We start from the raw sequence: 23073 nt of genomic DNA, 5'->3' as shown, positions 1-23073 counted from the left end.
GGAAGGACAGGGCTTAGTCCGCGGGGTTGTGCCTCTCAACAAAGCGGACGGACTCGATCAGCGTCCGCTTGCGCGTGTCAGCGCTGGACAGGAAATGGTCCTCGCCATCGAGTGAGACCAGTGTGACGTCCTTGCCCGCATCTTCCAGCGCATCTTCCATCAGGACACTTTGCGCGTAGGGAACCCGCGTATCGTCGCGGCCGTGAATCAAGAGGACCGGCGCATCTGCTCTGCCCGCCATCTGGCGCGGTGACAGGGCATCCAGATCGGCATCTTCGCCCAGCAATTGCTCGACACCGTTCATGAAGATGTCACGGCGGCCTGAAAGCTCCTCCCCGAACATCGTCTCCAGATCGGTCACCCCGTTGACCGAGACAGCGCAGCGATAGACGCCGTTCTGGACGGTCACGCCGGCCAGGGCAGCATATCCGCCATAACTCGCACCGACAATGCAGGCGCGGCTGGCATCGGCAATTCCGGCCTCGGCCAGCGCGGCCAATCCATCAGAGAGGTCGGTTTGCATCTTGCGGCCCCATTCGCCGTCTCCCGCCGCGCGGAAGCTCTCTCCGCGATTGGTTGAGCCGCGGAAATTGGGCTGGAGGACAGCATAGCCACGGCTGGCAAAGGCTTGCGCCCACCAGTCGAAAACGGGCTCGTCATGCGCGGTCGGTCCGCCATGGGGCAGGATCACGACCGGCAGGTTCTCCGCAGCGCGGCCTGGTGGCAGTGTCAGGATTGCTTCGATATCGAGGCCGTCTGCGGCCGTATATTCGAACGTGCTGATTTTCCCGATCGCTTGCCCCTGGATGGCTGGCCGTTCGAGCCCCATGATCATGCGATTGCCGGTCGCAGTATCGACCCGGTACCAGCTACCGCTGTCATAATTGCCGCTGGTGCGTACGATGATTGTTGAAAGATCAGGTGTATAGTCGGCGAGCGAAACGTTCACGCGCGAGAACAGCTCGAAGATCTTCTCGGCGGACGCTTGTTGGTCCGCATTTTCGAGCCTGGGCTGGCGACTCTTGTCGACCACGCCGAGTACGCGGCCATCATAGGGATTGCTGACCCACTGCTGCACCAGGGTTTCATAAACCCGCGCTGGGGCACCTCCGGCCAGCGGGACCTCGAAACGCTTGGCAGTTGCCTCATCCTCATCGAATGTCTGGTAGATAACCGTGTCGCCAGCGGCACCGAACCCGATCAAATCGACCGAGCCACGTTCGGAAATCCCGCTCGCCAGCTTCTGCCCTCCGGGCCCATCAATCTGCCATTTTCCGGTTTCACCATTGATATCGAGCGTGACCGCAGGTTTGCCCTCACCGTCGACCAGCCAATCCCGCAGCACCGGCCATTGTGCGGGATAGGCAATCTGTTCTGCCTTTCCATTGCGCAAATCAACTTCGAACAGGGCGGGGGCGCTGTCGAGGATGCGCGGGTCTTCGCCCGACCTCTTGCCCATGCGGAAGCCACCGAAATAGCCTTTCCATTGGCCGTCAACCTGGCGCACGCCGTGAAATCCGATGATCGCATTCGCGATGCGGTTCTGATCGGCGAAAACCGAAACGACTTCGCTGCTTTCGCTCAGAGGAAGGACATTGGCGCGGACCCATTCGCGCTTGCGATTGCCGAAGCGGAAGCCTGTGCGGCCGGTCTCGCTGCGGATGAGGAGGATGGCCTCGTCGCCAATCCACTCGATGGCCCGGACCTTTACATCGCCAATAACGAATTGGCGTTTCGGTGCACCCGTCGCATCGAACACCATCACCAGCCGTTGACCCTGCACAGTCATCACCACCGCACTATGCGCCCCGCTGGGCGAAATCTCGGCGCTTTCGATGGCTTCCAGATCCCCATACGCCTCAAGCGGGGGCGTTTGCTGGGCGAAAACAGCGGCAGGAGCGACGATGCAAAGCGCGGCTGCGGCTACGCCAAAACGAAACGATTTCATGAATTTCAGACCCGAATTTGACCCATATACCAAGGGCACCAAAGCCGGTTTGCATCCCGAATGCAACACGCAGAGTACAGTGGTCGAGCTGTCACTTGGCGGCATGGCGAGTGCTCATGCGCTCCGCTTTCGGATGAAGTGGCGGAAGGGCAGTTTGGTCGAGTGGTCAGCTAGTGCTGCGTCGCGCCTCTTGTGAACAGAGAGGAGACAAGCAGCGAGAGAGGCCTTTCCCAAACGCGTCTGGCCCCCTACATGCGCGCGATCATGGCCCGCCCCAAACCCGAAACCTTCGACAAGCAAAAGACCGTCGCCGAAAACCGGCGCGCGCGATTTGACTATGCGGTCGAAGACAAGTTCGAAGCCGGGCTGACCCTGCAGGGTACCGAGGTTAAGTCTCTGCGGGCGGGAGAGGCGAGCATTGCCGAAAGCTATGCCGAGATCCGTGACGGGCAGGCCTGGCTGATCAATGCCAACATCCCCGAATTCAGCCACGGCAACCGGTTCAACCACGAACCGCGCCGCCCGCGAAAGCTGCTGTTGCACCGGCGCGAAATCGAACGGCTGGTTGGGGCGGTGGAGCGCAAGGGTATGACCCTGGTGCCGCTCAGCATCTATTTCAATTCCACCGGGCGCGCGAAAGTCGAGATCGGGCTCGCGAAGGGCCGAAAGGCGCAGGACAAGCGCGAGTATGTCAAGGATCGCGATTGGAAGCGCGACAAGGCACGGATTTTGCGAGACCGCGGCTAGCCGGATTTTGGCGCTGCTGGCGCGATTCAGCCTCTGGCCATTTGCGAGAGGCTACCCATATCGATTGTGATGGCCATTCTGTCTGATAATTGCGGCGACTTCTTGCCTATTGCTGCGCCCTCGCGCATTGGCAGGGCATTGTCATGAACATCAAGAGCAAGACTTTTCTGGCCGATCTGATCCGGCGTTACATGCCTTCTCGGGAAGAGATGGCGAAGAACAAGTATCTTGCGCCAATTGCCCACCGGTTCCTGAGTCCGGAGCTGTGGCGGTTCACCCGTCGCTCCGTTCCGCGCGGGGTTGCGTTGGGCCTATTCTGTGCCTTCATCGTTCCGCTCGGACAGATTTTTCTTGCAGCCTTTATGGCTCTGCCGGCGCGCGCCAATGTGCCGATATCGGCGCTGGTGACTTTCGTGACCAATCCGTTCACTTTCCCGTTCTGGGCGGTTGTGGCGAAGAAGGTCGGTGAACTTGTGCTCAATATCGATCGCGCAATGGGTGCCGGTACCGCCGGCCAATTGGCGGATGACAAGGGCATGCTGGCAAGCTTCTTCGAGCTGGCGGGCGTCACAGCCTTCGGATTTGTCGTTCTTGCGGTAGTATCGGCTGCGGTTGGATACTTGCTAGCGGGTGCGTGGTGGCGCCGGGTCGTTCACCTCAAACGCCGCCGCCGACTGCGCAAGATGGAAGATCGCCTGAACCAGCGCCTGGAGGCGAACCGCGGATGAAACTGGTTCCGTCGGGGCAGGGGACGACGAAGGTTTCACCGATCTGGGGAGGTCTTGGCATAGCCTTGCTCGCCAGCATCGGTGCGGTCTGGTTTGTCAGCCAGTTGCCGGTCCTGACCATTGCCTATGCTGCAGGCTTGGCGACTTTGGTGGTGTTGGCGATCGCATTGGGTCGATCCCGGCCGGTGGCGCAGGAGGACGAGCTTGCTCAACCGGACTGGTCGGTAACCGTTGCGGCCATTAATCGCGATGATTCCGGAGTTGCGATTACTGACCGGGCGAACCGGCTTGTGTGCGCGAATACCCGCTATGCCGACCAGTTCGGCGTCGGCAAGGCACCACCCAATATTGCCCTTGATGGCCCGTCGCACGAAGCGCTGACCCGTGTTGCGCGCGAGGCGTGGCGCGATGGTTCTTCGATCGCGGACCGGGTTTCCAGCCCCGATGGCGCCCGCATTTGGCGAGCCGAAGCGGAGCGGGCCGGGCGCGGTGATGACTATTTGCTGTGGCGTTTCCGTTCGCTCGAAGCTGGTGATGCTGCCGGAGAATTGGCACAGCAGGTCAGCGGAACTTTTGGCACCATGCTTTCGCGTGCGGGAGTGGAGGCTGCCCTGGTAGGCGCGGATGGTGTCATCCGGGCAGTCGCGCCGGGCTTCGCGGAACGCGCATCGGGCGATGCCAATGCGACTCTGGCCGGGCAGGACTATGTTTCCTTGCTGCGCACTGACGAACGCGACCGGATTTACTTCAGCCGTGAGGGCCGTCGCGGCACGCCGCACGCGCTGGTCCATGTGCCGCTTAACAATCCGGATGACCAGCGCGGCGCGGCGGCCGACGAGGTGCCCTCGCTAATGCTGCTGGTCGAGCATGGTATCGCATTGGGAGCGGGCGAGGACACCGGCACGGCGAATGCGACACCGCAGCTCGAATCATTGCTAGGCGCATTGCCCCTCGGCCTTGCGATGACCGATCGTGACGGCCGGTTCCTGTTCGGCAACGCGCCCTTCTTGCGCGCAATCGATCGCGAAGAGCAGGGATTGCCGCAATATCCGTCCGACCTGGTGGTGAAAGAAGACAAGGGCGCGCTGGCCGATGCCGTGCGCCGGTTCGGCAAGGGATCGGCCAATAGCGGAGACATGGCGATCCGGCTGCGCAGTGTGCCGGAAGATCCCGTCTCGCTCGGCCTTGCCGGAGTGCGCGGACTTGGTGATGCGGCGGTCTTGCTGAGCCTCGCTGATTCCTCGGAAGAGACGAAGCTGAAACGCCAGGTTGCGCAAGCGACCAAGATGCAGGCGGTCGGCCAGTTGGCCGGCGGTGTCGCGCATGACTTCAACAATGTACTGACCGCGATCATCGGATATTGCGATCTCATGCTGTTGCGCCATACGCCGGGTGATAGCGACTATGACGATATCCAGCAGATCCGCGCGAACTCCAATCGTGCCGCCAGCCTGACGCGGCAATTACTCGCCTTCAGTCGCCAGCAAACCTTGCGGCCCGAAGTGGTCCAGCTGCCCGATGTGGTCAGCGAAGTGAACCAGTTGCTCAAGCGGCTGGTAGGCGAGAAGATCGAATTTACAGTTCGTCATGATCGCGATCTGGGACCGGTCCGAGCCGATCCGAGCCAGTTGGAACAGGTGATCATCAACCTGGCCGTCAATGCCCGCGATGCCATCCAGTCAGGCGGCAACAGTAAAGGGCGCCTGACGATGGCGACCCGGCGGGTGTTGGCAAAAGACGTGCAGGGCATGGGGTCCGACATCTTGCCGGTGGGCGACTATACCGCATTGATAGTGCAGGATACCGGGGGTGGCATTCCCGATGATGTTCTGCCCAAGATTTTCGAACCGTTCTTTACGACCAAAGAGCAGGGCAAGGGCACAGGGCTGGGCCTGTCGACAGTCTACGGGATCGTGAAGCAGTCCGGCGGCTTCATTTTTGCGGACAATGTCGCCGGGGCCGGGGGCAAGCCGAGCGGCGCGCGCTTTACGATCTATCTGCCGGTCCATCACGGTGATGTGCCTGCGGCGGCTTCGAAGGATGACGATGCACCGCCAAGTGAATGGTCGGGCGGGGGCAAGCTCCTGCTGGTCGAGGACGAGGACATGGTGCGGGCCGTGGCCGAGCGCGCTCTGAGCCGCGCAGGCTACGCAGTGACTGCATGTGCAGATGGGGAAGAGGGGTTGGCCGCGATTGCCAATGGCGGCAGTTTTGACCTGGTCGTTTCCGATGTGGTGATGCCTGGGATGGATGGCCCTGCCATGGCGCGCGCGATCCGCCGTGTAGCGCCTTCGATCCCGTTCCTGTTCATGTCCGGCTACGCCGAGGAGCAGCTGCGCAACGATATCGATATCGACAACATGCACTTTATTCCCAAACCCTTCAGCGTGCAGCAGATTTCCCAGAAAGTGGGCGAGGTTTTGGGTGCCTCGCAAGACCGCTAGGCGACGCTGGGACGTCGGAATTGCTCCGCTATGGAGAAAAAAATCCGTTCCCCTCTTGTTCTATGAGAACAAAACCGATACATGGTGCTTGTCGATAAGGGCAATGGGCCCCTAGGCAAGCGAGGGAGACAATGCGATGTCCGCCAATCTGAAGCTGGTTGAAAAGGAAAAAACCGTGGACCGTCAGAAGGCGCTGGACGCCGCCCTTGCACAGATTGATCGCGCTTTCGGAAAAGGCTCGGCAATGAAGCTGGGCTCGAAAGAGGCGATGAATATCGAATCGATCTCTACCGGCTCGCTCGGCCTCGATATCGCATTGGGAATTGGCGGTCTGCCCAAGGGCCGCGTGATTGAAGTCTACGGGCCGGAAAGCTCGGGCAAGACGACGCTCGCTTTGCATGTTCTGGCCGAGGCACAGAAATCTGGCGGCAGTGTCGCCTTCGTCGATGCGGAGCATGCGCTCGACCCTGTTTATGCCAAGGCCTTGGGCGTCGATATCGACGAACTGATCGTCTCGCAGCCCGATACCGGAGAACAAGCGCTGGAAATCGTCGACACATTGGTGCGCTCCAATGCGATTGACGTGCTGGTGGTCGATTCGGTCGCCGCGCTGGTGCCGCGGGCAGAGATCGAGGGCGAAATGGGCGACAGCCATGTCGGCCTCCAAGCCCGCCTGATGAGCCAGTCTTTGCGCAAGCTGACGGGTTCGATCAACCGTTCCAAATGCATGGTCATCTTCATCAACCAGCTGCGGATGAAGATCGGTGTGATGTACGGCAATCCGGAAACCACAACCGGCGGCAATGCGCTCAAATTCTACGCTTCGGTCCGTCTCGACATCCGTCGCACTGGGCAGATCAAGGATCGTGACGAAGTGGTCGGCAACTCGACTCGCGTCAAAGTGGTCAAGAACAAGGTCGCCCCGCCGTTCAAGCAGGTCGAGTTCGACATCATGTATGGCAAGGGCATATCCAAGACGGGAGAGATCCTTGATCTTGGCGTCAAGGCCGGCGTGGTCGAGAAGTCGGGCAGCTGGTTCAGCTACGATAGTGTCCGCATCGGGCAGGGCCGCGAAAACTCGAAAACCTATCTCGATGAAAACCCTGAAGTTCGCGACAAGTTGGAAGCCGTCATCCGCGGTAAAACCGACGAGGTCGCCGAGGAGATGATGACCGGTCCTGACGCGGAGGACTGAGACACTCTTCTCAAGCGGGTGCCACTGTCCCCAATATTGGCACCCGAACACATGGAAAGCCGGCACGTGATCCCTGGTGGTGATCGGGCCGGCTTTTCCGTTGCATGCGGATTTCATCTGCCGGCGTGGTGACGCCGGGCGACTTGACCGCCTTGCGGACCCATCGCAATTGGCCTCCGGCAGGTGCAACCTTGCATGCAGCCCTGTGTGCTTTACCCTGATTGGCAAGCTATTCTCAGCACTTGATGGCGATGGCTTGTGACAGGCCGAGCAAACGGGGGGCACCATGACCGACAAGGCAGCGTGGCAAGGGCGTGTGGGTACGACGTGGGCAACGCATTGGGCTCGAACGGACCGCAGCTTCACAGGCCTGACCGACCGGCTTTTGGGTCGTGCCAGCGCCAGGCCGATCAGGCAGGCATTGGATATCGGTTGCGGGGCAGGCGAATTGTCGCTTGCGCTCGGCCGGGGCCATTCCATGGCCGAAATCATCGGGGTCGATGTCAGCGATGAGCTGATTGCCGTTGCCAAGGATCGCGGCAGCCATCTTGCCAATGTCAGCTTCGCATGCGGCGATGCAGCCGAATGGAGCAAGCCGGGCTTTGCACCAGACCTTTTGGTCTCGCGCCATGGGGTCATGTTCTTCGATGACCCGGTCGCTTCGTTCGAGCATCTTGCATCGATTGCTGATCACGACGCCCGCCTGGTCTTCAGTTGCTTCCGCGACTCCTCCGAAAACGCATGGTCGGAACGGATTCTCAGCCTGCTCCCTGCGGGCCTTGGCGATATTCCGGATCCGTATGCCCCAGGTCCCTTTGCGTTTGCCGATCCCAAGCGTGTCGAAATGATCCTCTCTCGCGCAGGCTGGATCGACATTTCCATCGAGCCGGTTGATTACGCCTTCGTTGCCGGCGCCGGAGATGACGCGGTGGAGGAGGCGGTAAAGCACTTCTTGTTGATCGGGCCCGCCGCCAGTGCGGCGGCCGAACTTGATGACGAGGAGAAGGGGCGATTTGTCGGGCGGCTACGACGCTTCCTTGCCAACAGCGCCGATGGATCGATAGTTGCGCTGCGTGCCGGCGCCTGGATTGTCTCCGCGCGGCCGGGGCGTCGCTAGCGGCACCGCGTCGCCTTTGTAGCGGCGCGGTACAGAGACGCATTTCCAAGCTTGTCCCGGCGGCGTGCAGCGCCTAATTCGCTGCCATGCATTCGACCAACGACATCCGCCGCAGTTTTCTGGACTATTTTGCCGGTCAGGGCCACGCCGAGATCGCCTCTGCGCCGCTGGTGCCGTATAATGATCCGACCTTGATGTTCGTGAATGCGGGCATGGTTCCGTTCAAGAATGTGTTCACCGGTCTGGAAACGCCCCCAGCCGCCACGGCAACAAGCTCGCAGAAATGCGTCCGCGCAGGCGGCAAGCATAACGATCTCGACAATGTCGGTTACACAGCGCGGCATCACACCTTTTTCGAGATGCTCGGCAATTTCTCATTTGGTGATTATTTCAAGGAACCGGCGATCGAACACGCCTGGACTTTGCTGACCAAGGAATGGGGCATCGATGCAGACCGCCTGACTGCGACGGTCTATCACACCGACGATGAAGCCTTCGACCTGTGGAAGAAGGTCGCAGGTCTGCCTGAAGAGCGGATTATCCGTATCGCAACCAAGGATAATTTCTGGGCGATGGGCGATGATGGCCCGTGCGGCCCGTGTTCTGAGGTCTTCTTCGACCATGGCGATCATATCTTCGGAGGTCCGCCGGGATCGCCGGATGAAGACGGCGATCGCTTTGTCGAGATCTGGAACCTCGTCTTCATGCAGAACGTGCAGGCTGCCGGGCAGGTCACTGGCGAGTTGCCCAGCAAGAACATTGATACCGGCATGGGCCTCGAACGCGTCGCGGCCGTGCTGCAAGGTGTCCATGACAATTACGACACCGACACGTTCAAGGAGTTGATCGGCGCGTCCGAGAATTTGACTGGCGTGAAGGCAGAGGGTGACCAAACCGCAAGCCACCGCGTCATCGCCGATCACCTGCGTTCCACCAGTTTCCTGATCGCCGACGGAGTTCTGCCATCCAATGAAGGGCGCGGCTATGTGCTGCGCCGGATCATGCGTCGCGCCATGCGACACGCGCATCTGTTGGGTGCAAGCGAACCGCTGATGCACCGGCTCGTACCTGCCCTGGTGACCGAAATGGGTCAGGCCTATCCCGAGCTGACGCGCGGCCAGGATCTTATCGAAGAAACGCTGGAACGCGAGGAAACCCGGTTCCGCCAGACGCTCGACAAGGGATTGCGACTGCTCGACGAAGCCACTGGCTCGATGAGTGGAGGCGACCGGCTCGATGGCGAAACCGCGTTCAAGCTCTACGACACTTACGGCTTCCCCTACGATTTGACCGAGGATGCGCTGCGGGCCCGCAACATCTCCGTCGATGAGGCCGGCTTTCAGTCTGCAATGGAACGCCAGAAACAAGCCGCGCGGGCAGCGTGGAAGGGTTCTGGCCAGGCGGCAGACAGTGAAGTCTGGTTCGACATTGCCGAGCGCGAAGGCGCGACCGAATTCACCGGCTATACGTCGACAAGCGGCGAAGGCCGGGTCGTCGCGCTGGTCAGGGATGGCGCCGAGGTCGAGACTGCGGAAACAGGTGACGAAGTGATCATCCTGACCAACCAGACGCCGTTCTATGGCGAAAGCGGCGGTCAGACCGGCGATATGGGGACAATGTCCACGCCTGATGGCGTGAAGATCGACATCACCGATACGGGCAAGCCCCTCGGGCGCTTGCATTCGCATCAGGGCAAAATCGAAACCGGCACTATCCGGACCGGCGATACGCTTCATCTTGATGTCGATGCAGACCGACGCGATCGCGTGCGCGCCAACCATTCTGCGACCCACCTGGTCCATGCGGCCTTGCGCAACCGGCTTGGTGGCCATGTTACGCAAAAAGGCTCCTTGGTAGCCGAAGAGCGCCTGCGGTTCGATTTCTCGCATCCGAAACCCCTAAGCGAGGACGATATCGCTGCGATCGAAGCGGAGGTGAATGCGGAAATTCGGGCGAATGAACCGGTCACCACACGTCTGATGAGCCCGGACGATGCCGTCGAAGCGGGTGCCTTGGCCCTGTTTGGCGAGAAATATGGCGAGGAAGTCCGTGTGCTATCGATGGGGCGTCCGGGCACAGAAGGGCTGAGTTATTCGGTCGAGCTGTGTGGCGGCACCCATGTCCGTGCTACTGGCGATATCCAGCTGTTCCGGATCGTATCGGAAAGTGCGGTCAGCTCCGGTGTCCGCCGGATCGAAGCGCTGACCGGCGATGCGGCGCGCCAATGGCTGGTCGAACGCGAAGATGCATTGAAGGCGACTGCCGCTGCATTGCGGACCAATCCGGAAGAGGTCGCAGACCGTGTTTCGGCACTGCTGGACGAACGCAAGACGCTCGAAAAGGAATTGGCCGAAGCGAGGAAGCAACTCGCTCTGGGCGGCGGTGCTGGCGCAAGCGGGCCGCAGGATGAGACCATTGGTGATGTCACCTTCAGCGGACAAGTCATCGAAGGTCTCAATCCCAAGGATCTGCGCGGCCTTCTGGACGAAGCCAAGCAACGTATCGGTTCGGGCGTGGCTGCGATTTGTGCGGTGAATGACGGCAAGGCAGCTTTTGCAGCAGCGGTGACTGATGATCTGATCGACCGTTTCAGCGCGGTCGATCTGGTAAAGGCCGGCGTCGAGGCGCTTGGCGGCAAGGGCGGCGGTGGCCGGCCCGATATGGCCCAGGGTGGCGGCCCCGACGGATCGAAAGGTGAGGCGGCTCTCGATGCAGTGCGCGCGATTATTGCCGGCTAAGACCTAGTTCTGCAGCGAGCTGGTGCGCAGTTTGGGCTTGTGCTCCAGCCCTGCATCTTTCTGGATTAGGTCCCGGAATTCGTCGCGCTTCTCGTGAATAGAGGCGATCACCGGCCCCATCGGGACGCCGATATCCCCCAGAACTGCTTCGGATAGTTGCAGCGAGCTCTCGAGTGTTTCAGGCACCGCATGGCTGGCACCGGCGCGGTACAGATCGGCAGCGTGGACACTGTCCCGCGCACGAGCAACGATGAGCAGATCCGGATAGGCCTTGCGCAATTTGTGGGTGAGGCGCTGCGCCAGTACCGGCTCATCCATGGTCAGCACGACTGCCGGGGACCTCTCGATCCCCAGCCTGCTCAAGGCGTCGCCACGCGCCGCATCCCCGAATGTGGCGAGATAGCCGAGCTTGCGGGCTTCCGAGATCAGGTCTGCATCGCTGTCGATCGCCACATAAGGGCGATCATGCGCCTTGAGCATGTCGGCCACCAGCATCCCGACCCGTCCGACGCCAATGATGATCACGCGTGGCTCGCCGCGCTCTTCCTCGGTCAGTTCCGGCACCGGTTCGACATGGCGACCAATGGCGCGCCCCAGCATGGCCAGCAGCGGTGTGACGGTCAGGCCGATGGCAGTTACGATCTGCCAGAATTGCGCTGTGCCGGGCTGGATCAACATGGCTGAGCCGGCGGCGGACAAGACGATCAGCGTCGTTTCGGACGGGCTTGCCATGAGGATGCCTGTTTCGGCAGCGGTGCTGCGCCGTGCCCCCATGAACCGTAACAACATGCCGGTCACCAGCGCCTTAAACACCAGCACCAGCACGACAGCGGCCACAATCGGCCACAGATTCTCCCAAATGCTGCGCAAATCGATGCTCATCCCGACTGTGATCAGGAAGATCCCGAGCGCGAGGCCCTTGAACGGCTCCATGATGCTCTCGACCTCGCCGTGATATTCGGTTTCAGCGATCAGCAGGCCAGCAATCAGCGCGCCGACAATAGGGGAGAGGCCCGTCGCCGCCGTAGCCAGGCTCGCCCCGATGACGACAAGGAGCGAGGCGGCAAGAAACAGCTCGGGGCTTTTCGTTCGCGCAGCCTGGGCAAACAGGCGCGGCAGGGCAATCCGGCCCAGGACGAGCAGCGCGATGACCACCAGCCCGCCTTGCCACAACACAGTGACGATGCTGCTGTCCCCATCGCTTTGCGCGTAAGGGGCCAGCGCGCCGAGAATGAAGACGATCGGAACGATCATTATGTCTTCGAACAGAAGCATGGACAGTGCGGCGCGGCCAACCGGAGATCGCGTGCCTGATATCGGCAGCACAATGGCGGTGGAAGAGAATGCGAGGGCGAAGCCCAGCGCGAGCGCGCCAATCCAGAATTGCCCCATCATGGCCAGGACAAAGGCAAGGGAACTGCCGATTACCAACAATTCCATGGCGCCTAGGCCAAACACCAGCCTGCGCATCTGCCACAGGCGGTTAAAGCTGAGTTCGAGCCCGATTGTGAAGAGCAGCAGGATGATCCCGAATTCGGCAAAGGGGTCCAACCCCTCGGGATCGGATATCGTTATATATTGCAGCCAGTCATAATCGTAGACCAGCGCGCCCAGGCCGAATGGCCCGACTAGGATGCCGATCAGGATAAACCCGATCACGGGCGTGATCTTGAAGCGGGCGAAAACCGGGATCACAATCCCTGCCGCTCCAAGAATCACCAACGCATCCTGAAGGATCGGGGAGGGGGAGAGTTCGCCGGCCATTGCCCATCTATAGCAATGTGTTGCGCTGCGTCACGCCTGTGCGAAGCTTATCCGCCGCGGCCTGCGTGACGGCCGGTGGAAGGGGCAGAGCCGTCCGGTTCCTCCCCGATGCGCGGGCTGATCTGGCCAACGCGCTTGTCCCACTCGATCCGATAGAGGTCGAACCGCCTGTCCGCGAGATTCTGGACGGTACCTTCGGCGCGCGCCCAGCTGAGGTCGGCGAGGTTCACATCGCTGATCGTTAGCGTCTCGACATTCTCGCTTGCTTCCGCGGCGATCCCGTCCCGAGCAAACGGGAAATCGCACGGAGTCAGGATGCAGCTTTGTGCGTATTGAATGTCCATATTGGCGACATTGGGCAAATTGCCGACATTGCCGCTCATCACGACATAGCACTGGTTCTCGATGGCCCGCGCCTGCGCACAATAGCGCACCCGCATATAGCCCTGGCGACTGTCGGTGCAGAACGGCACAAAGATGATCCGCGCCCCTTCATCGACCAGCCTGCGCGCGAGTTCCGGGAATTCGCTGTCGTAACAAATCAGCACGCCAATCGGGCCACAATCCGTCGGAATGGCATCGATGCTGTCGCCGCCCTTGATATTCCACCAATAGGCCTCGTTCGGGGTCGGGTGGATCTTCTCCTGCTCGTGGATCGATCCATCGCGCAGGCAGACATAGGCGACATTGTGAATGTCCCCGTCCTCCATGCGTGTCGGGTGCGAACCGCCGATGATGTTGATGTTGTAGTTGAGCGCCAATTCGCTCAACGCCTTGCGGATACGCGGTGTGTACCGGCTGAGCAATTCGATCGATTCCAGCGGGGCCTGTTCCTCGTCCTCCGCGCTCAACAGCATCAGCGTGAAGAGCTCTGGAAAGACAATGAAGTCGGCCTCGTAATCCGCTGCGACGTCCACGAAATATTCGATTTGCTTCATGAATTCATCGAAATCGGACACGGCGCGCGCCTGGAGCTGGCAAGTGGCGATCCGCACGCTTTGCACATCGCGCGGCACGCGATGCTTCTTCGGGGAATCGCTGTCGACATATGGGTTGCGCCACACCATCCGGACGGCAAATGCCTTGGATTGCCTATCCTCCGGCAGGTAGTTGCTGATGATGCCCTGAGGCTCGAACCCGTTGGCGAGCTGGAAGCGCAGGACCGGGTCGTGGATTTTTGAATCTGTCACCTGGGCGAGGTAGTCTTCCGGCCCATCTACCGGATGCCGCTTGCGCCGCATCGCCTTGGCTAGGTTGGGCATACGTCCGCCAAACACGATCCCGCTCAGCTCGAGCCGTTCTGCAAGCGCGCGGCGCTCTTCGTAAAGGCGACGGCCTATGCGTGTGCCGCGGCTTTTCGGATCAACGCACATTTCATAGCCGTATAGCCAATCGCCTTTGGCATTATGCCGGCTGCCGAACCCATTGCCGGTGACCTCGTCCCAACTGTGATCGGAGAGGGCTACTCTCTCGGAAAGGCGCATCGACGCGCAATAGCCAACCAGCTTGCCATCCAGCTTCGCCACGAAGCATCCTTCGGGATAGTTGTTCAGCTGCCCCCTGATTTCGCCATGGGTGTAAGCGGGCAGGTCCGCGTAGGCTCTGCGAACGAGATCGGCGATGGCGCGCACATCGGCGAGCTCTGCCTGGCGGACTTCCAAACGGGCTTTGCTACTCGACTGGGTCATGACTTGTGATTCCGTCAGAAAGGACAAAGGGCGATCCACCCTGCCGGATAGATCGCCCTATTGCCATGTGGCCAATGCCGGCCAAATTCTTGGTCGTCAGCCTTTGGCCATCTCGCTTTCGAGATTGGTGACGATTGCTTCGAAGAACTGCTCGGTCGTCAGCCAGTTCTGTTCCGGGCCGATCAGCAGGGCGAGATCCTTGGTCATGGAGCCGCTTTCAACGGTCTCGATGCAGACCCGCTCCAGCGTTTCGGCGAATTTCACGACATCGGGCGTGTTGTCGAACTTGCCGCGATACATCAGGCCGCGGGTCCATGCGAAGATGGAGGCGATCGGGTTGGTCGAAGTCGCCTTGCCCTGCTGGTGCTGGCGATAGTGGCGGGTGACGGTGCCATGGGCAGCTTCTGCTTCCACCGTCTTGCCATCCGGCGTCATCAAAACCGAGGTCATCAGTCCGAGCGAGCCGAAGCCCTGCGCAACCACATCCGATTGCACGTCGCCATCATAGTTTTTGCAAGCCCAGACGAATTTGCCGTTCCACTTCATGGCCGCTGCGACCATGTCGTCGATCAGGCGGTGCTCGTAGTGGATACCAGCCTCTTCGAACTTGTCCTTGTATTCTGCATTGAACACTTCTTCGAACAGATCCTTGAACCGGCCATCGTATTTCTTGAGAATCGTGTTCTTGGTCGAGAGATACACCGGCCATTTCCGGTCGAGGCCATACGCGAAGCTGGCACGGGCGAAGTCGCGGATCGAATCGTCGAGATTGTACATCGCCATGGCGACGCCGCTGGACTGGAATTCAAACACATCGAGATCGATGTTCTCGCCATCGGCACCTTCAAAAACAAGACGCAGCTTGCCGGCACCCGGGATCAGCGTGTCCTTGGCGCGGTATTGATCGCCAAACGCGTGCCGGCCGACAACAATCGGGTCGGTCCAGCCGGGGACCAAGCGCGGGACATTGTCGATCACGATCGGCTCGCGGAATACCACACCGCCGAGGATATTGCGGATCGTGCCGTTGGGGCTGACCCACATTTTCTTCAATCCGAACTCTTCCACGCGCTGCTCGTCGGGAGTGATGGTGGCGCATTTCACGCCAACGCCATGTTCCTTGATCGCGTTCGCCGCATCGATGGTGATCTGGTCATCGGTTGCGTCACGGCTCTCGATCGAGAGATCGTAGTATTTCAGGTCAACATCGAGATAGGGCAGGATCAGCCGCTCGCGGATCCACTGCCAGATGATCTTCGTCATTTCGTCGCCATCGAGCTCGACGACCGGGTTTTTGACCTGAATTTTCTGCATGATGTGCCTGTTGCCTCTTACGGGGAGATTCTGGGTTGCGCGCGCTTTAGCAGAGGGGCCGTTTCACGCAAGGTGATCGGATGCATGTGGTCATTCCGATACGAAAAAGCCCGCCGGTCGGGCGGGCTTTTCAGCTGATGGTGGGCGTAGGAAGAGTTGAACTTCCGACCCCTGCAATGTCAATACAGTGCTCTACCACTGAGCTATACGCCCGCACCATCGGACTGCCACGATTGGCCGTGACAGGACGCGCCATGTAGCGACGCGATTCTATGGGCGCAAGGCCTAAACCGTTGCCTGCTCGCGTTCTTCGAACACGCGCTCCACTTCCAGCACCAGATCGCGCAGATGGAATGGCTTCGACAGGACCTTGGCCCGCGGCTGGTCGCGGCTCGCCTTGAGCGAAACGGCAGCAAAACCTGTGATAAACATCACCTTGGTATGCGGGCTCACTTCGTTGCAGCGTTGTGCCAATTCAATTCCGTCCATTTCCGGCATGACGATGTCGGACAGGAGAAGATCGAAATGTTCGGATTCGAGCGCCGGCAGCGCAGCAGTGCCGCGATCCACCGATACGACATCATATCCGGCATTCTGGAGGGCACGCGTGAGGTAGGTCCGCATGGCCTCCTCGTCTTCTGCCAGCAGGATACGGCGGGAAGGTATTGGGTGTGTCATATGCTGGCCCCTATACATCGAACCGCTTAAGAAATCTTTCGCGACATATCAGGCGACCTGCTTTGACACACAGTACGATCCGGTTCAGCACAAGGCACATGACGAAACGCGATCCGGGCAGGTCGATCAGGGTGACGGACGGGGGACAGATTCCCGGCTCGAATCACCCTGCGTTCACGCTCCAAATGGCTGAAAAGTCTGCAGTTCCGATCCTGCTGGCCGTGCCGCATGCGGGGCGTCACTATCCTGAATCGCTGCGTGAAAGGATGCGAGACCCGGAATTCTCCACCCTGCGACTGGAAGATCGCATGGTAGATGTTCTGGCACGCGACCTGGCCGGACAGACCGGCGCCCCTCTTATTGTTGCACACGCGCCGCGTGCGATGCTCGATCTGAACCGGGCCGATGATGACATGGACTGGTCCATGATAGCCGACGGGTCGCCGACGCGAGGGAGCCATTCCCGCTCCAACCGGCGTGCCCGCAGTGGGTTAGGTCTTATTCCGCGCCGCCTTTCAGGGTTGGGTGAGATTTGGCGCCAGCGGATCGATCATGGCGAAGTCACTGCGCGGATCGAGTCGGTCCATGCGCCATATCACAAGGCCGTGTCGCAGGCGCTTTCTGCGCTGAGGCAACAATGGGGTGCTGCTCTGCTCATCGACATGCATTCCATGCCGCCCCTCAAGAAACGCCATCCGGATGATACACCGGCGGAATTTGTGATCGGCGACCGGTTCGGTGCTTCTAGCGACGGCATGTTTTCGGCGGCTGCCCTGCGTTATCTGGCTCGCCAAGACAGGCGAGCGGCGCATAATCGCCCTTATGCAGGCGGGTATGTGCTGGATCGCCATGGCAAGCCGTCACTGGGCATCCATGCCATCCAGCTGGAAATCTGCCGCACACTCTATCTCGATTCGCGCCTGTCGGAGCCCAGCGCCCGATTGCCCGCGCTTGCAAAGATGCTGGCGGGCCTGGTCCGGAATTTGGCCGACGAAGTCTCACGTACAGAGCGCGACAAGGGCCTCCCGATCGCGGCAGAATAGCCCCTCAAAGAAAAAACCTCCCCGTGCGAAGATCGCACGAGGAGGCCAAGGTTCAGGGAGGTGGTGCACCGTAATGCACCAGACCGGACAACCGATGAGGGGGGTATGGCCGCCCGGTCACCCTCAATATCGTAATCGACGGCACATTCTTCAAGAAGCCGTGCCGCCGAAAATGTAGCTGTCTATACTGCGGCTTCTTCAGCCGGTTCTGGAACCTTGCCCATATTGACCTGGCGCGCGAAGATCGAGCGCATCAGGTCGAGCGAGAACAGGTGACCGTAGATCAGGGCCATCATGCCGTTCTGGTTCCAGGTCTCCAGCGTTTCGCCTTTGACTTCGCGCAGCTTTTCCTGGTTGATCATCTGGAAGCCACGGTAAACATAGGGCTTTCCGGGCATTTCGACGCGTTCGATGGAGATTTCACCATCCATCAGAAGGTCGTTTTCCTTCAGCTGGTCGACGAACGCCTTGGTGCGCAGGCCGGCTTCCTCGAATTTCTCGCAGAATTCGAGAATGTTCTTGGTCGGCTGGGTCGTCGAGCCATCTTCGTTGAACATAGGCTCGCCATCTTCGAATTCGCCAATCGATTCCGCAGTCGGATCGAAGCAAAGCGACAGGTCGTCGCTGTCTTCGTTGAGCTTCGCGAGAAGGAAGGGATAGCGGCGGATATACGCTGGCAGGTAGATCGGATCGTTAATCTTGCCTTCGTCATCGACGAACGTGTTCACGCCCTCGTTGAGGCCCATCAATGCCAGCGGGAGCGGATTGTCGCCCGAAGAGAAAACAATCGGGAAATCGCGCTGGGCCTGGACGAATTCGTCGACGGTCAAGGGAATCGCATGCTGCGCGGCCAACCACTTGGCCGATTCCAAGGTCTTGCTCTTGAAATTGCTGTGATCCCGTGTGTTGAGCGGCATCAAGTCATTGTAAAACAGGGGCAGGCTGGGCTGCTGAGGCGCGCTGGCCATGAACGGTCTCCGAAATAGTCTGGAATATGGTCTCGAGCGGCGACAAGGTTTGCGACTGGGCCGCCACGCTAGATAAGGCTGCGCTTTAAGGCGTGATTGCGTCCGGTGCAAGCGGGACAAGCTTACCGGGGTTCAGGAGCCCTTGTGGATCGAGCGCGTCTTTAATGCTGCGCATCAGTTTGAGCGATACGGGATCACCCAGCCGGCCCAGTTCATCACGCTTCATTTGGCCGATCCCATGCTCGGCACTGATTGATCCGCCCCATTCGGTGACGAGATCGTGCGCAGCGGCACTGATCAGTTTGCCTTCACTCTCTTCCCACGCACCCCGTACCGCTCCCTTAGGCGCCAGAATGTGGAAATGGACATTGCCATCGCCAAGGTGGCCAAAGGCTACTGAAGTCGTTCCCGGGAAGCGGCGTTCCATTTCGGGCGCCGCGAATTCCACGAAATCCGCCATCTTGTCGACGGGGACAGAAATGTCGTGCTGCATCGCTGGCCCGATCGCACGCTCCGCTGGTGCGATCGAGTCGCGGATCAGCCACAGTTCGTCGGCCTGGGTCTCGTTGGCAGCAATCGTTGCATCGTCGAGCAAGCCTTCTTCCAGTGCGCTGGCCAAAAGATCTTCGGACAACTGGGCGAGGGCTTCTTCACCATTCTGCCCAGCCACCAGTTCGATCAACGCATACCATGCGTGGCGCTCTGTCAGCGGATCACGTGCATCGGGCAAATGGTCCAGTACCGCTTCCAGGCTGTGCTGGGGCAACACTTCAAACCCTTCTAGCGCTTCGCCAGCGGTCTTCTGCGAATGGACCAGCAATTGACGTGCTGCCGAAAGGCTGGGCAATCCGGCCCACAGCACTGTCCTGCTGCCAATGGCCGGCAGGAGCCGAAGGCTGGCTGCGGTGACGATTCCCAGCGTTCCTTCCGAACCGATCAGGAGTTGTTTCAGGTCAAACCCGCGATTGTCTTTCTTTAGCGGTACTAGGCCATCGAAAATGCCACCATCGGGCATGACTGCTTCCAGTCCCAAAACCTGCGCGCGCATAGTGCCGTGGCGCAGCACCTGGGTACCGCCCGCATTGGTCGCAATTAGTCCGCCGACGGTGGCTGAACCCTTGCCACCCAGCGTCAGGGGAAAGCGCAAACCTTCCCTTTCCGCGGCCTCGTGCAGATGTTGCAAGATGACGCCGGCGTCACAAACGACCTGCCCGCTATCTGTGTCGAGATCCCTGATCGCATCCATCCGCCGCAGGGAGAGGACAATCGCCTCGCCGCTATCGTCGGGTGTCGCGCCGCCGGACATGCCACTGTTGCCACCCTGGGGAACGATCGGGATCTGATACTTCGCGCACAGCTTCACCAATCCAGCCACTTCGCTGGTGTCTTTGGGGGAGGCCAGGGCAATGGCGCGCCCGGTGTAGCGACCGCGCCAATCGGTCAGCCACGGCTCCATCAGGTCCGGATCGGAGGTCAGGCCACGCGCACCCAGCAGGGCCTGCGCATCGGCGAGGAAAGATTCGGTGTTGCTCATGATCGCGCCTATGGCACAGCCCGCCCTGTGCCCGCCAGAACTTGCGTTGCCTGAAAACTCAATTAAGCCGCCATTCAATTGTCGGTGCTATTGCCGCCGACATCATTCGGGTCGCGACCGGTTTTCGGGCGACCAAAGGGAGGCAGGAAACTCGATCGCGATGTTCAGCTGGACAGCCTTGTTCGCGCCATTAGCGCTGATGCTGCCCCCAGCAGGCACTGCCGATGATGCCACAAATCCAGCGCAGCTGGGCCCCAAGAAGCCGATTGCCGAAGCGTCTGCATCTGACCAGCAATGGACAGCATTCGAGGCCTGGCGCCCACAAGGGTATCCGATGCAGGTGCGGATCGAACGACGCGTCGTGATCCGGGTATCGCCCGCCCGCCCTAGCAATGCAGCGGTTCTGGCCGATTTGCCGCGGCGTTTCCCCGACCGTTTTGCCGAACGCAAGATGGGCAAGTGTTTCCCTATGCGCAGCGTGGCGGCGGTGCAGACAGGCGGGGCCAGCCGATTGATCTTGTTTCTGCGCGATCGCCGTATGATCAGCGCGCAACTTGAAAAAGCATGTCGCGCGCGGGATTTCTATTCGGGTTTCTATGTCGAACCGAGCGATGATGGAAATCTCTGCATCAACCGGGACAAGCTGCAATCGCGCACTGGTGCGAAGTGTGAATTGTCGCGAATTCGCCAAATGGTCCCCGTTCGAAACTAGGCCATTTCTTGACATTTCGGGGTGTTCTGGCAAATGGCGCGCCTGTGGTCTGCTCTCTCGCAGCATCACTTTGAAATCTCGCCCTTACGGGCGACCCAACTCCGGACATTTGAATGAAATTTGCCGATCTCGGCCTCTCAACTGAATTGATGCAAGCGGTTGATGCGGCCGGTTATAGTGAACCGACCCCGATCCAGGCCCAGGCGATCCCGCCCGTCCTGATGATGAAAGACATCATCGGCATCGCGCAGACGGGGACTGGCAAGACCGCCAGCTTTGTGCTTCCGATGATCGATATCATGGCAGCCGGCCGTCGCCGGGCGCTGATGCCGCGCAGCCTGATCCTAGAGCCGACTCGTGAATTGGCCGCGCAAGTTGCTGAAAATTTCGAAAAGTATGGCGAAAACCACGACCTGAAAATGGCGCTGCTGATTGGCGGCGTTCAAATGGGTGACCAGATCAAGGCGCTGAACGAAGGCGTTGATGTCCTGATTGCCACTCCGGGCCGCCTGATGGACCTGTTCGAGCGGGGCAAGATCCTGCTCAACGGGTGTGAGCTGCTGGTGATAGATGAAGCCGACCGGATGCTGGATATGGGCTTTATTCCCGATATCGAGTTCATTTGCTCGAAACTGCCGGAACAGCGCCAGACGATGCTGTTTTCCGCGACCATGCCGCCGCCGATTGAGAAATTGTCGAAGCAGTTCATGAGCAATCCCAAGCGGATCGAAGTGAGCCGGGCGGCGACGACGAACAAGGATATCACGGCCTTCAGGGTCAATGTGAAGCCGCGGCAGAAGCGCGAAACGCTGGAATGGCTGCTTCGCAACGACCACGTCGAAACGGCGATCATCTTCTCCAATCGCAAGACGACTGTGCGCGAACTGAACAAGCATTTGCAGCGCGCCGGTTTCAGCAGTGGCGAAATCCACGGCGACATTGACCAGGCAACGCGCCAGCAGGAACTGGATCGCTTCAAATCCGGCGATATCAACATTTTGGTTGCCAGTGATGTTGCGGCGCGCGGGTTGGACATCAAGGGCGTCAGCCACGTGTTCAATTTCGACACCCCATGGCACCCCGATGACTACGTTCACCGCATTGGCCGCACGGGCCGTGCCGGGGCCAAGGGGCGCGCATTTACATTTGTGACTGACGAAGATGCAGAAGCAATCGACAATGTCGAAAAGCTGACCAAATCCAAGATCCCTGTGTTCGGCAAGGATGATGTGCGGGTCGAACTGAAAGAGGCGCCGTCCAAGCCTGCCGATGACGACGAGCGCGACGAGAAGCCGCAACGCAAACCGCGCAAGGCCCGCCAAGAGACACGCGAAGAAACTGGCGACGAGGCTCCGCGCGAGCGCAAGCCACGCAAGAAGCGTGAAGAGCGTGAGGAAGAGCCCAAGCGATCGGAAACCAAGCGTGGCGGCGGGAAGCCTCGGCGTGAAGAACACGAAGAGCCGACTGAGCCGGGTGAGTGGAACGGTCCGCAGCCCGGATTTCTCGGCGTTTCGGCAACCAAGTAAGATCGCGGCCCGTTAACGGGTTGTTTGCGATGATTCTGGCAAGAGCCTCCATATGGACGTGCTTGCCGCCACCACTCTCGCAGTAATCGCGAAATTGGCCCCGATGGCCGTATTGTTCGCTATGCTTGCGCTCGTCGTGAAGCGCGGCGCGGTCTGGGATGCGCTGAAGCGTAGTCGGCATGAGAGTGAGGTCAATTTGGGCCTCGTCATCATCAACTATGTGATCCTCGCAGCCTTTTTCGCCAGCGCCGCTGCATGGTGGGCCGATGCGCTGGTTGTCAGCGAGACGCTTGCCGCGTTTTGGGCGGGTGCAACTCCTGTCCTGACATTGGTCGTCACGCTGCTTCTGGGCGAATTCGTGATCTACTGGCGCCACCGCATCGAGCATCTTCCGGCGCTATGGCCAATGCATGCCGTCCATCATTCCGATGAAGCGATGACCTGGCTCGCGTTGCTGCGGAAACATCCACTGGCGTACATCCTCGCGCTGTTCGTGGATACTGCGCCGCTGTTGCTGTTGGGCTTGCCGGTATGGGCCATCGCAGCGTGCGCACTGGTACGCGCGTGGTGGGGCCATTTCATTCACGCCGACGTGCCATGGACTCTCGGTCCGGTTGGCAAATGGTTGATCTCGCCAGCCGCACACCGCCTCCACCATATCGACGATCTCCAGCTGTGCGGCAGCAATTATGGCGGTGTGCTCACCCTGTGGGACCGTTTGTTCGGCACTTATATCGACCCTGCGCCCTATGTGAATTGCCGCACTGGCGTAGACGGCGGATCACGCGGCCTTGTGGGCGAGATCGCACGGCCATTTGAAGCATGGGCCGGCACTCGCCGCGCTGACACGACGACCAAAGCGGCCTGACCGGCGCGAATCTTCGCGCAAGCATCAGGCCGATTCAATCAAGGCACTGGTTTGATTTTGG

Annotated in this window: 17 protein-coding genes and 1 tRNA gene; 10 read left to right on the top strand and 8 right to left on the bottom strand. The window is 60.1% G+C overall.

Going from position 1 to position 23073, the window contains the following annotated elements:
- Positions 1-13 precede the first annotated feature (13 nt).
- Positions 14-1948, bottom strand: a complete 1935-nt coding sequence (locus ABD653_RS04100) for an alpha/beta hydrolase family protein (RefSeq protein WP_234032204.1) — start codon at positions 1946-1948, stop codon at positions 14-16.
- Positions 1949-2212: 264 nt separating this feature from the next.
- Between ABD653_RS04100 and smpB the strand changes: the two genes are divergently transcribed.
- The 6 genes from smpB (at position 2213) to alaS (ending at position 10917) form a co-directional block, all read left to right on the top strand.
- Positions 2213-2695 carry an SsrA-binding protein SmpB gene (gene smpB, locus ABD653_RS04095; RefSeq protein ID WP_160779989.1) on the top strand — a complete coding sequence of 161 codons (483 nt, stop codon included), beginning with the start codon at positions 2213-2215 and terminating at the stop codon, positions 2693-2695.
- Between the two features lie 143 nt (positions 2696-2838).
- Positions 2839-3423 (top strand): DUF2062 domain-containing protein, encoded by a 585-nt coding sequence (locus tag ABD653_RS04090; RefSeq protein WP_234032203.1) that lies wholly within the window; start codon positions 2839-2841, stop codon positions 3421-3423.
- Positions 3420-5867 carry a hybrid sensor histidine kinase/response regulator gene (locus tag ABD653_RS04085; protein ID WP_160779988.1) on the top strand — a complete coding sequence of 816 codons (2448 nt, stop codon included), beginning with the start codon at positions 3420-3422 and terminating at the stop codon, positions 5865-5867. The genes ABD653_RS04090 and ABD653_RS04085 overlap by 4 nt, the downstream gene beginning before the upstream one ends.
- A 136-nt stretch (positions 5868-6003) precedes the next feature.
- Positions 6004-7062 (top strand): recombinase RecA, encoded by a 1059-nt coding sequence (recA, locus tag ABD653_RS04080; protein ID WP_160779987.1) that lies wholly within the window; start codon positions 6004-6006, stop codon positions 7060-7062.
- A gap of 286 nt (positions 7063-7348) precedes the next feature.
- The gene (locus ABD653_RS04075) at positions 7349-8179 is read left to right on the top strand and encodes a class I SAM-dependent methyltransferase (protein WP_160779986.1); all 831 of its coding nucleotides are present in this window, start codon (positions 7349-7351) and stop codon (positions 8177-8179) included.
- An 86-nt stretch (positions 8180-8265) separates the two neighbouring features.
- A complete protein-coding gene (alaS, locus tag ABD653_RS04070; protein ID WP_160779985.1) occupies positions 8266-10917 on the top strand; it encodes an alanine--tRNA ligase in 2652 nt (883 codons plus the stop codon).
- A gap of 3 nt (positions 10918-10920) precedes the next feature.
- Here alaS and ABD653_RS04065 read toward each other — a convergent pair whose 3' ends face one another.
- The 5 genes from ABD653_RS04065 to cpdR form a co-directional block, all read right to left on the bottom strand.
- On the bottom strand, positions 10921-12681 hold the full coding sequence (locus ABD653_RS04065; RefSeq protein WP_160779984.1) for a cation:proton antiporter domain-containing protein: 1761 nt from the start codon (positions 12679-12681) through the stop codon (positions 10921-10923).
- Between the two features lie 47 nt (positions 12682-12728).
- Positions 12729-14369, bottom strand: a complete 1641-nt coding sequence (locus ABD653_RS04060; RefSeq protein WP_160779983.1) for a bifunctional GNAT family N-acetyltransferase/carbon-nitrogen hydrolase family protein — start codon at positions 14367-14369, stop codon at positions 12729-12731.
- Between the two features lie 96 nt (positions 14370-14465).
- On the bottom strand, positions 14466-15683 hold the full coding sequence (locus tag ABD653_RS04055) for an NADP-dependent isocitrate dehydrogenase (RefSeq protein ID WP_160779982.1): 1218 nt from the start codon (positions 15681-15683) through the stop codon (positions 14466-14468).
- A gap of 138 nt (positions 15684-15821) precedes the next feature.
- A tRNA-Val gene (locus tag ABD653_RS04050) sits at positions 15822-15896 on the bottom strand.
- 72 nt (positions 15897-15968) lie between these two features.
- The gene (gene cpdR, locus ABD653_RS04045) at positions 15969-16361 is read right to left on the bottom strand and encodes a cell cycle two-component system response regulator CpdR (protein ID WP_160779981.1); all 393 of its coding nucleotides are present in this window, start codon (positions 16359-16361) and stop codon (positions 15969-15971) included.
- A 185-nt stretch (positions 16362-16546) separates the two neighbouring features.
- On the opposite strand from cpdR, the gene ABD653_RS04040 reads away from it, so the two are divergent.
- A complete protein-coding gene (locus ABD653_RS04040; protein ID WP_344705281.1) occupies positions 16547-17404 on the top strand; it encodes an N-formylglutamate amidohydrolase in 858 nt (285 codons plus the stop codon).
- Positions 17405-17586: 182 nt separating this feature from the next.
- On the opposite strand, the gene ABD653_RS04035 is transcribed toward ABD653_RS04040, so the two are convergent.
- On the bottom strand, positions 17587-18372 hold the full coding sequence (locus ABD653_RS04035; protein WP_160779979.1) for a SapC family protein: 786 nt from the start codon (positions 18370-18372) through the stop codon (positions 17587-17589).
- 85 nt (positions 18373-18457) lie between these two features.
- Positions 18458-19906, bottom strand: a complete 1449-nt coding sequence (locus tag ABD653_RS04030) for an FAD-binding oxidoreductase (protein ID WP_160779978.1) — start codon at positions 19904-19906, stop codon at positions 18458-18460.
- Positions 19907-20066: 160 nt separating this feature from the next.
- On the opposite strand from ABD653_RS04030, the gene ABD653_RS04025 reads away from it, so the two are divergent.
- From ABD653_RS04025 to ABD653_RS04015, 3 genes are all read left to right on the top strand, one after another.
- Positions 20067-20618, top strand: a complete 552-nt coding sequence (locus ABD653_RS04025; RefSeq protein ID WP_160779977.1) for a hypothetical protein — start codon at positions 20067-20069, stop codon at positions 20616-20618.
- Positions 20619-20731: 113 nt separating this feature from the next.
- On the top strand, positions 20732-22144 hold the full coding sequence (locus tag ABD653_RS04020; RefSeq protein ID WP_160779976.1) for a DEAD/DEAH box helicase: 1413 nt from the start codon (positions 20732-20734) through the stop codon (positions 22142-22144).
- A 52-nt stretch (positions 22145-22196) separates the two neighbouring features.
- The gene (locus tag ABD653_RS04015; protein WP_160779975.1) at positions 22197-23012 is read left to right on the top strand and encodes a sterol desaturase family protein; all 816 of its coding nucleotides are present in this window, start codon (positions 22197-22199) and stop codon (positions 23010-23012) included.
- The last annotated feature ends 61 nt before the right edge of the window (positions 23013-23073 follow it).

It is taken from the genome of Parerythrobacter jejuensis, assembly GCF_039536765.1.
Lineage (GTDB): Bacteria > Pseudomonadota > Alphaproteobacteria > Sphingomonadales > Sphingomonadaceae > Parerythrobacter > Parerythrobacter jejuensis.
The sequence above is the reverse complement of the archived record's forward strand: the minus strand, read 5'-3'. Positions and strand labels throughout refer to the sequence as shown.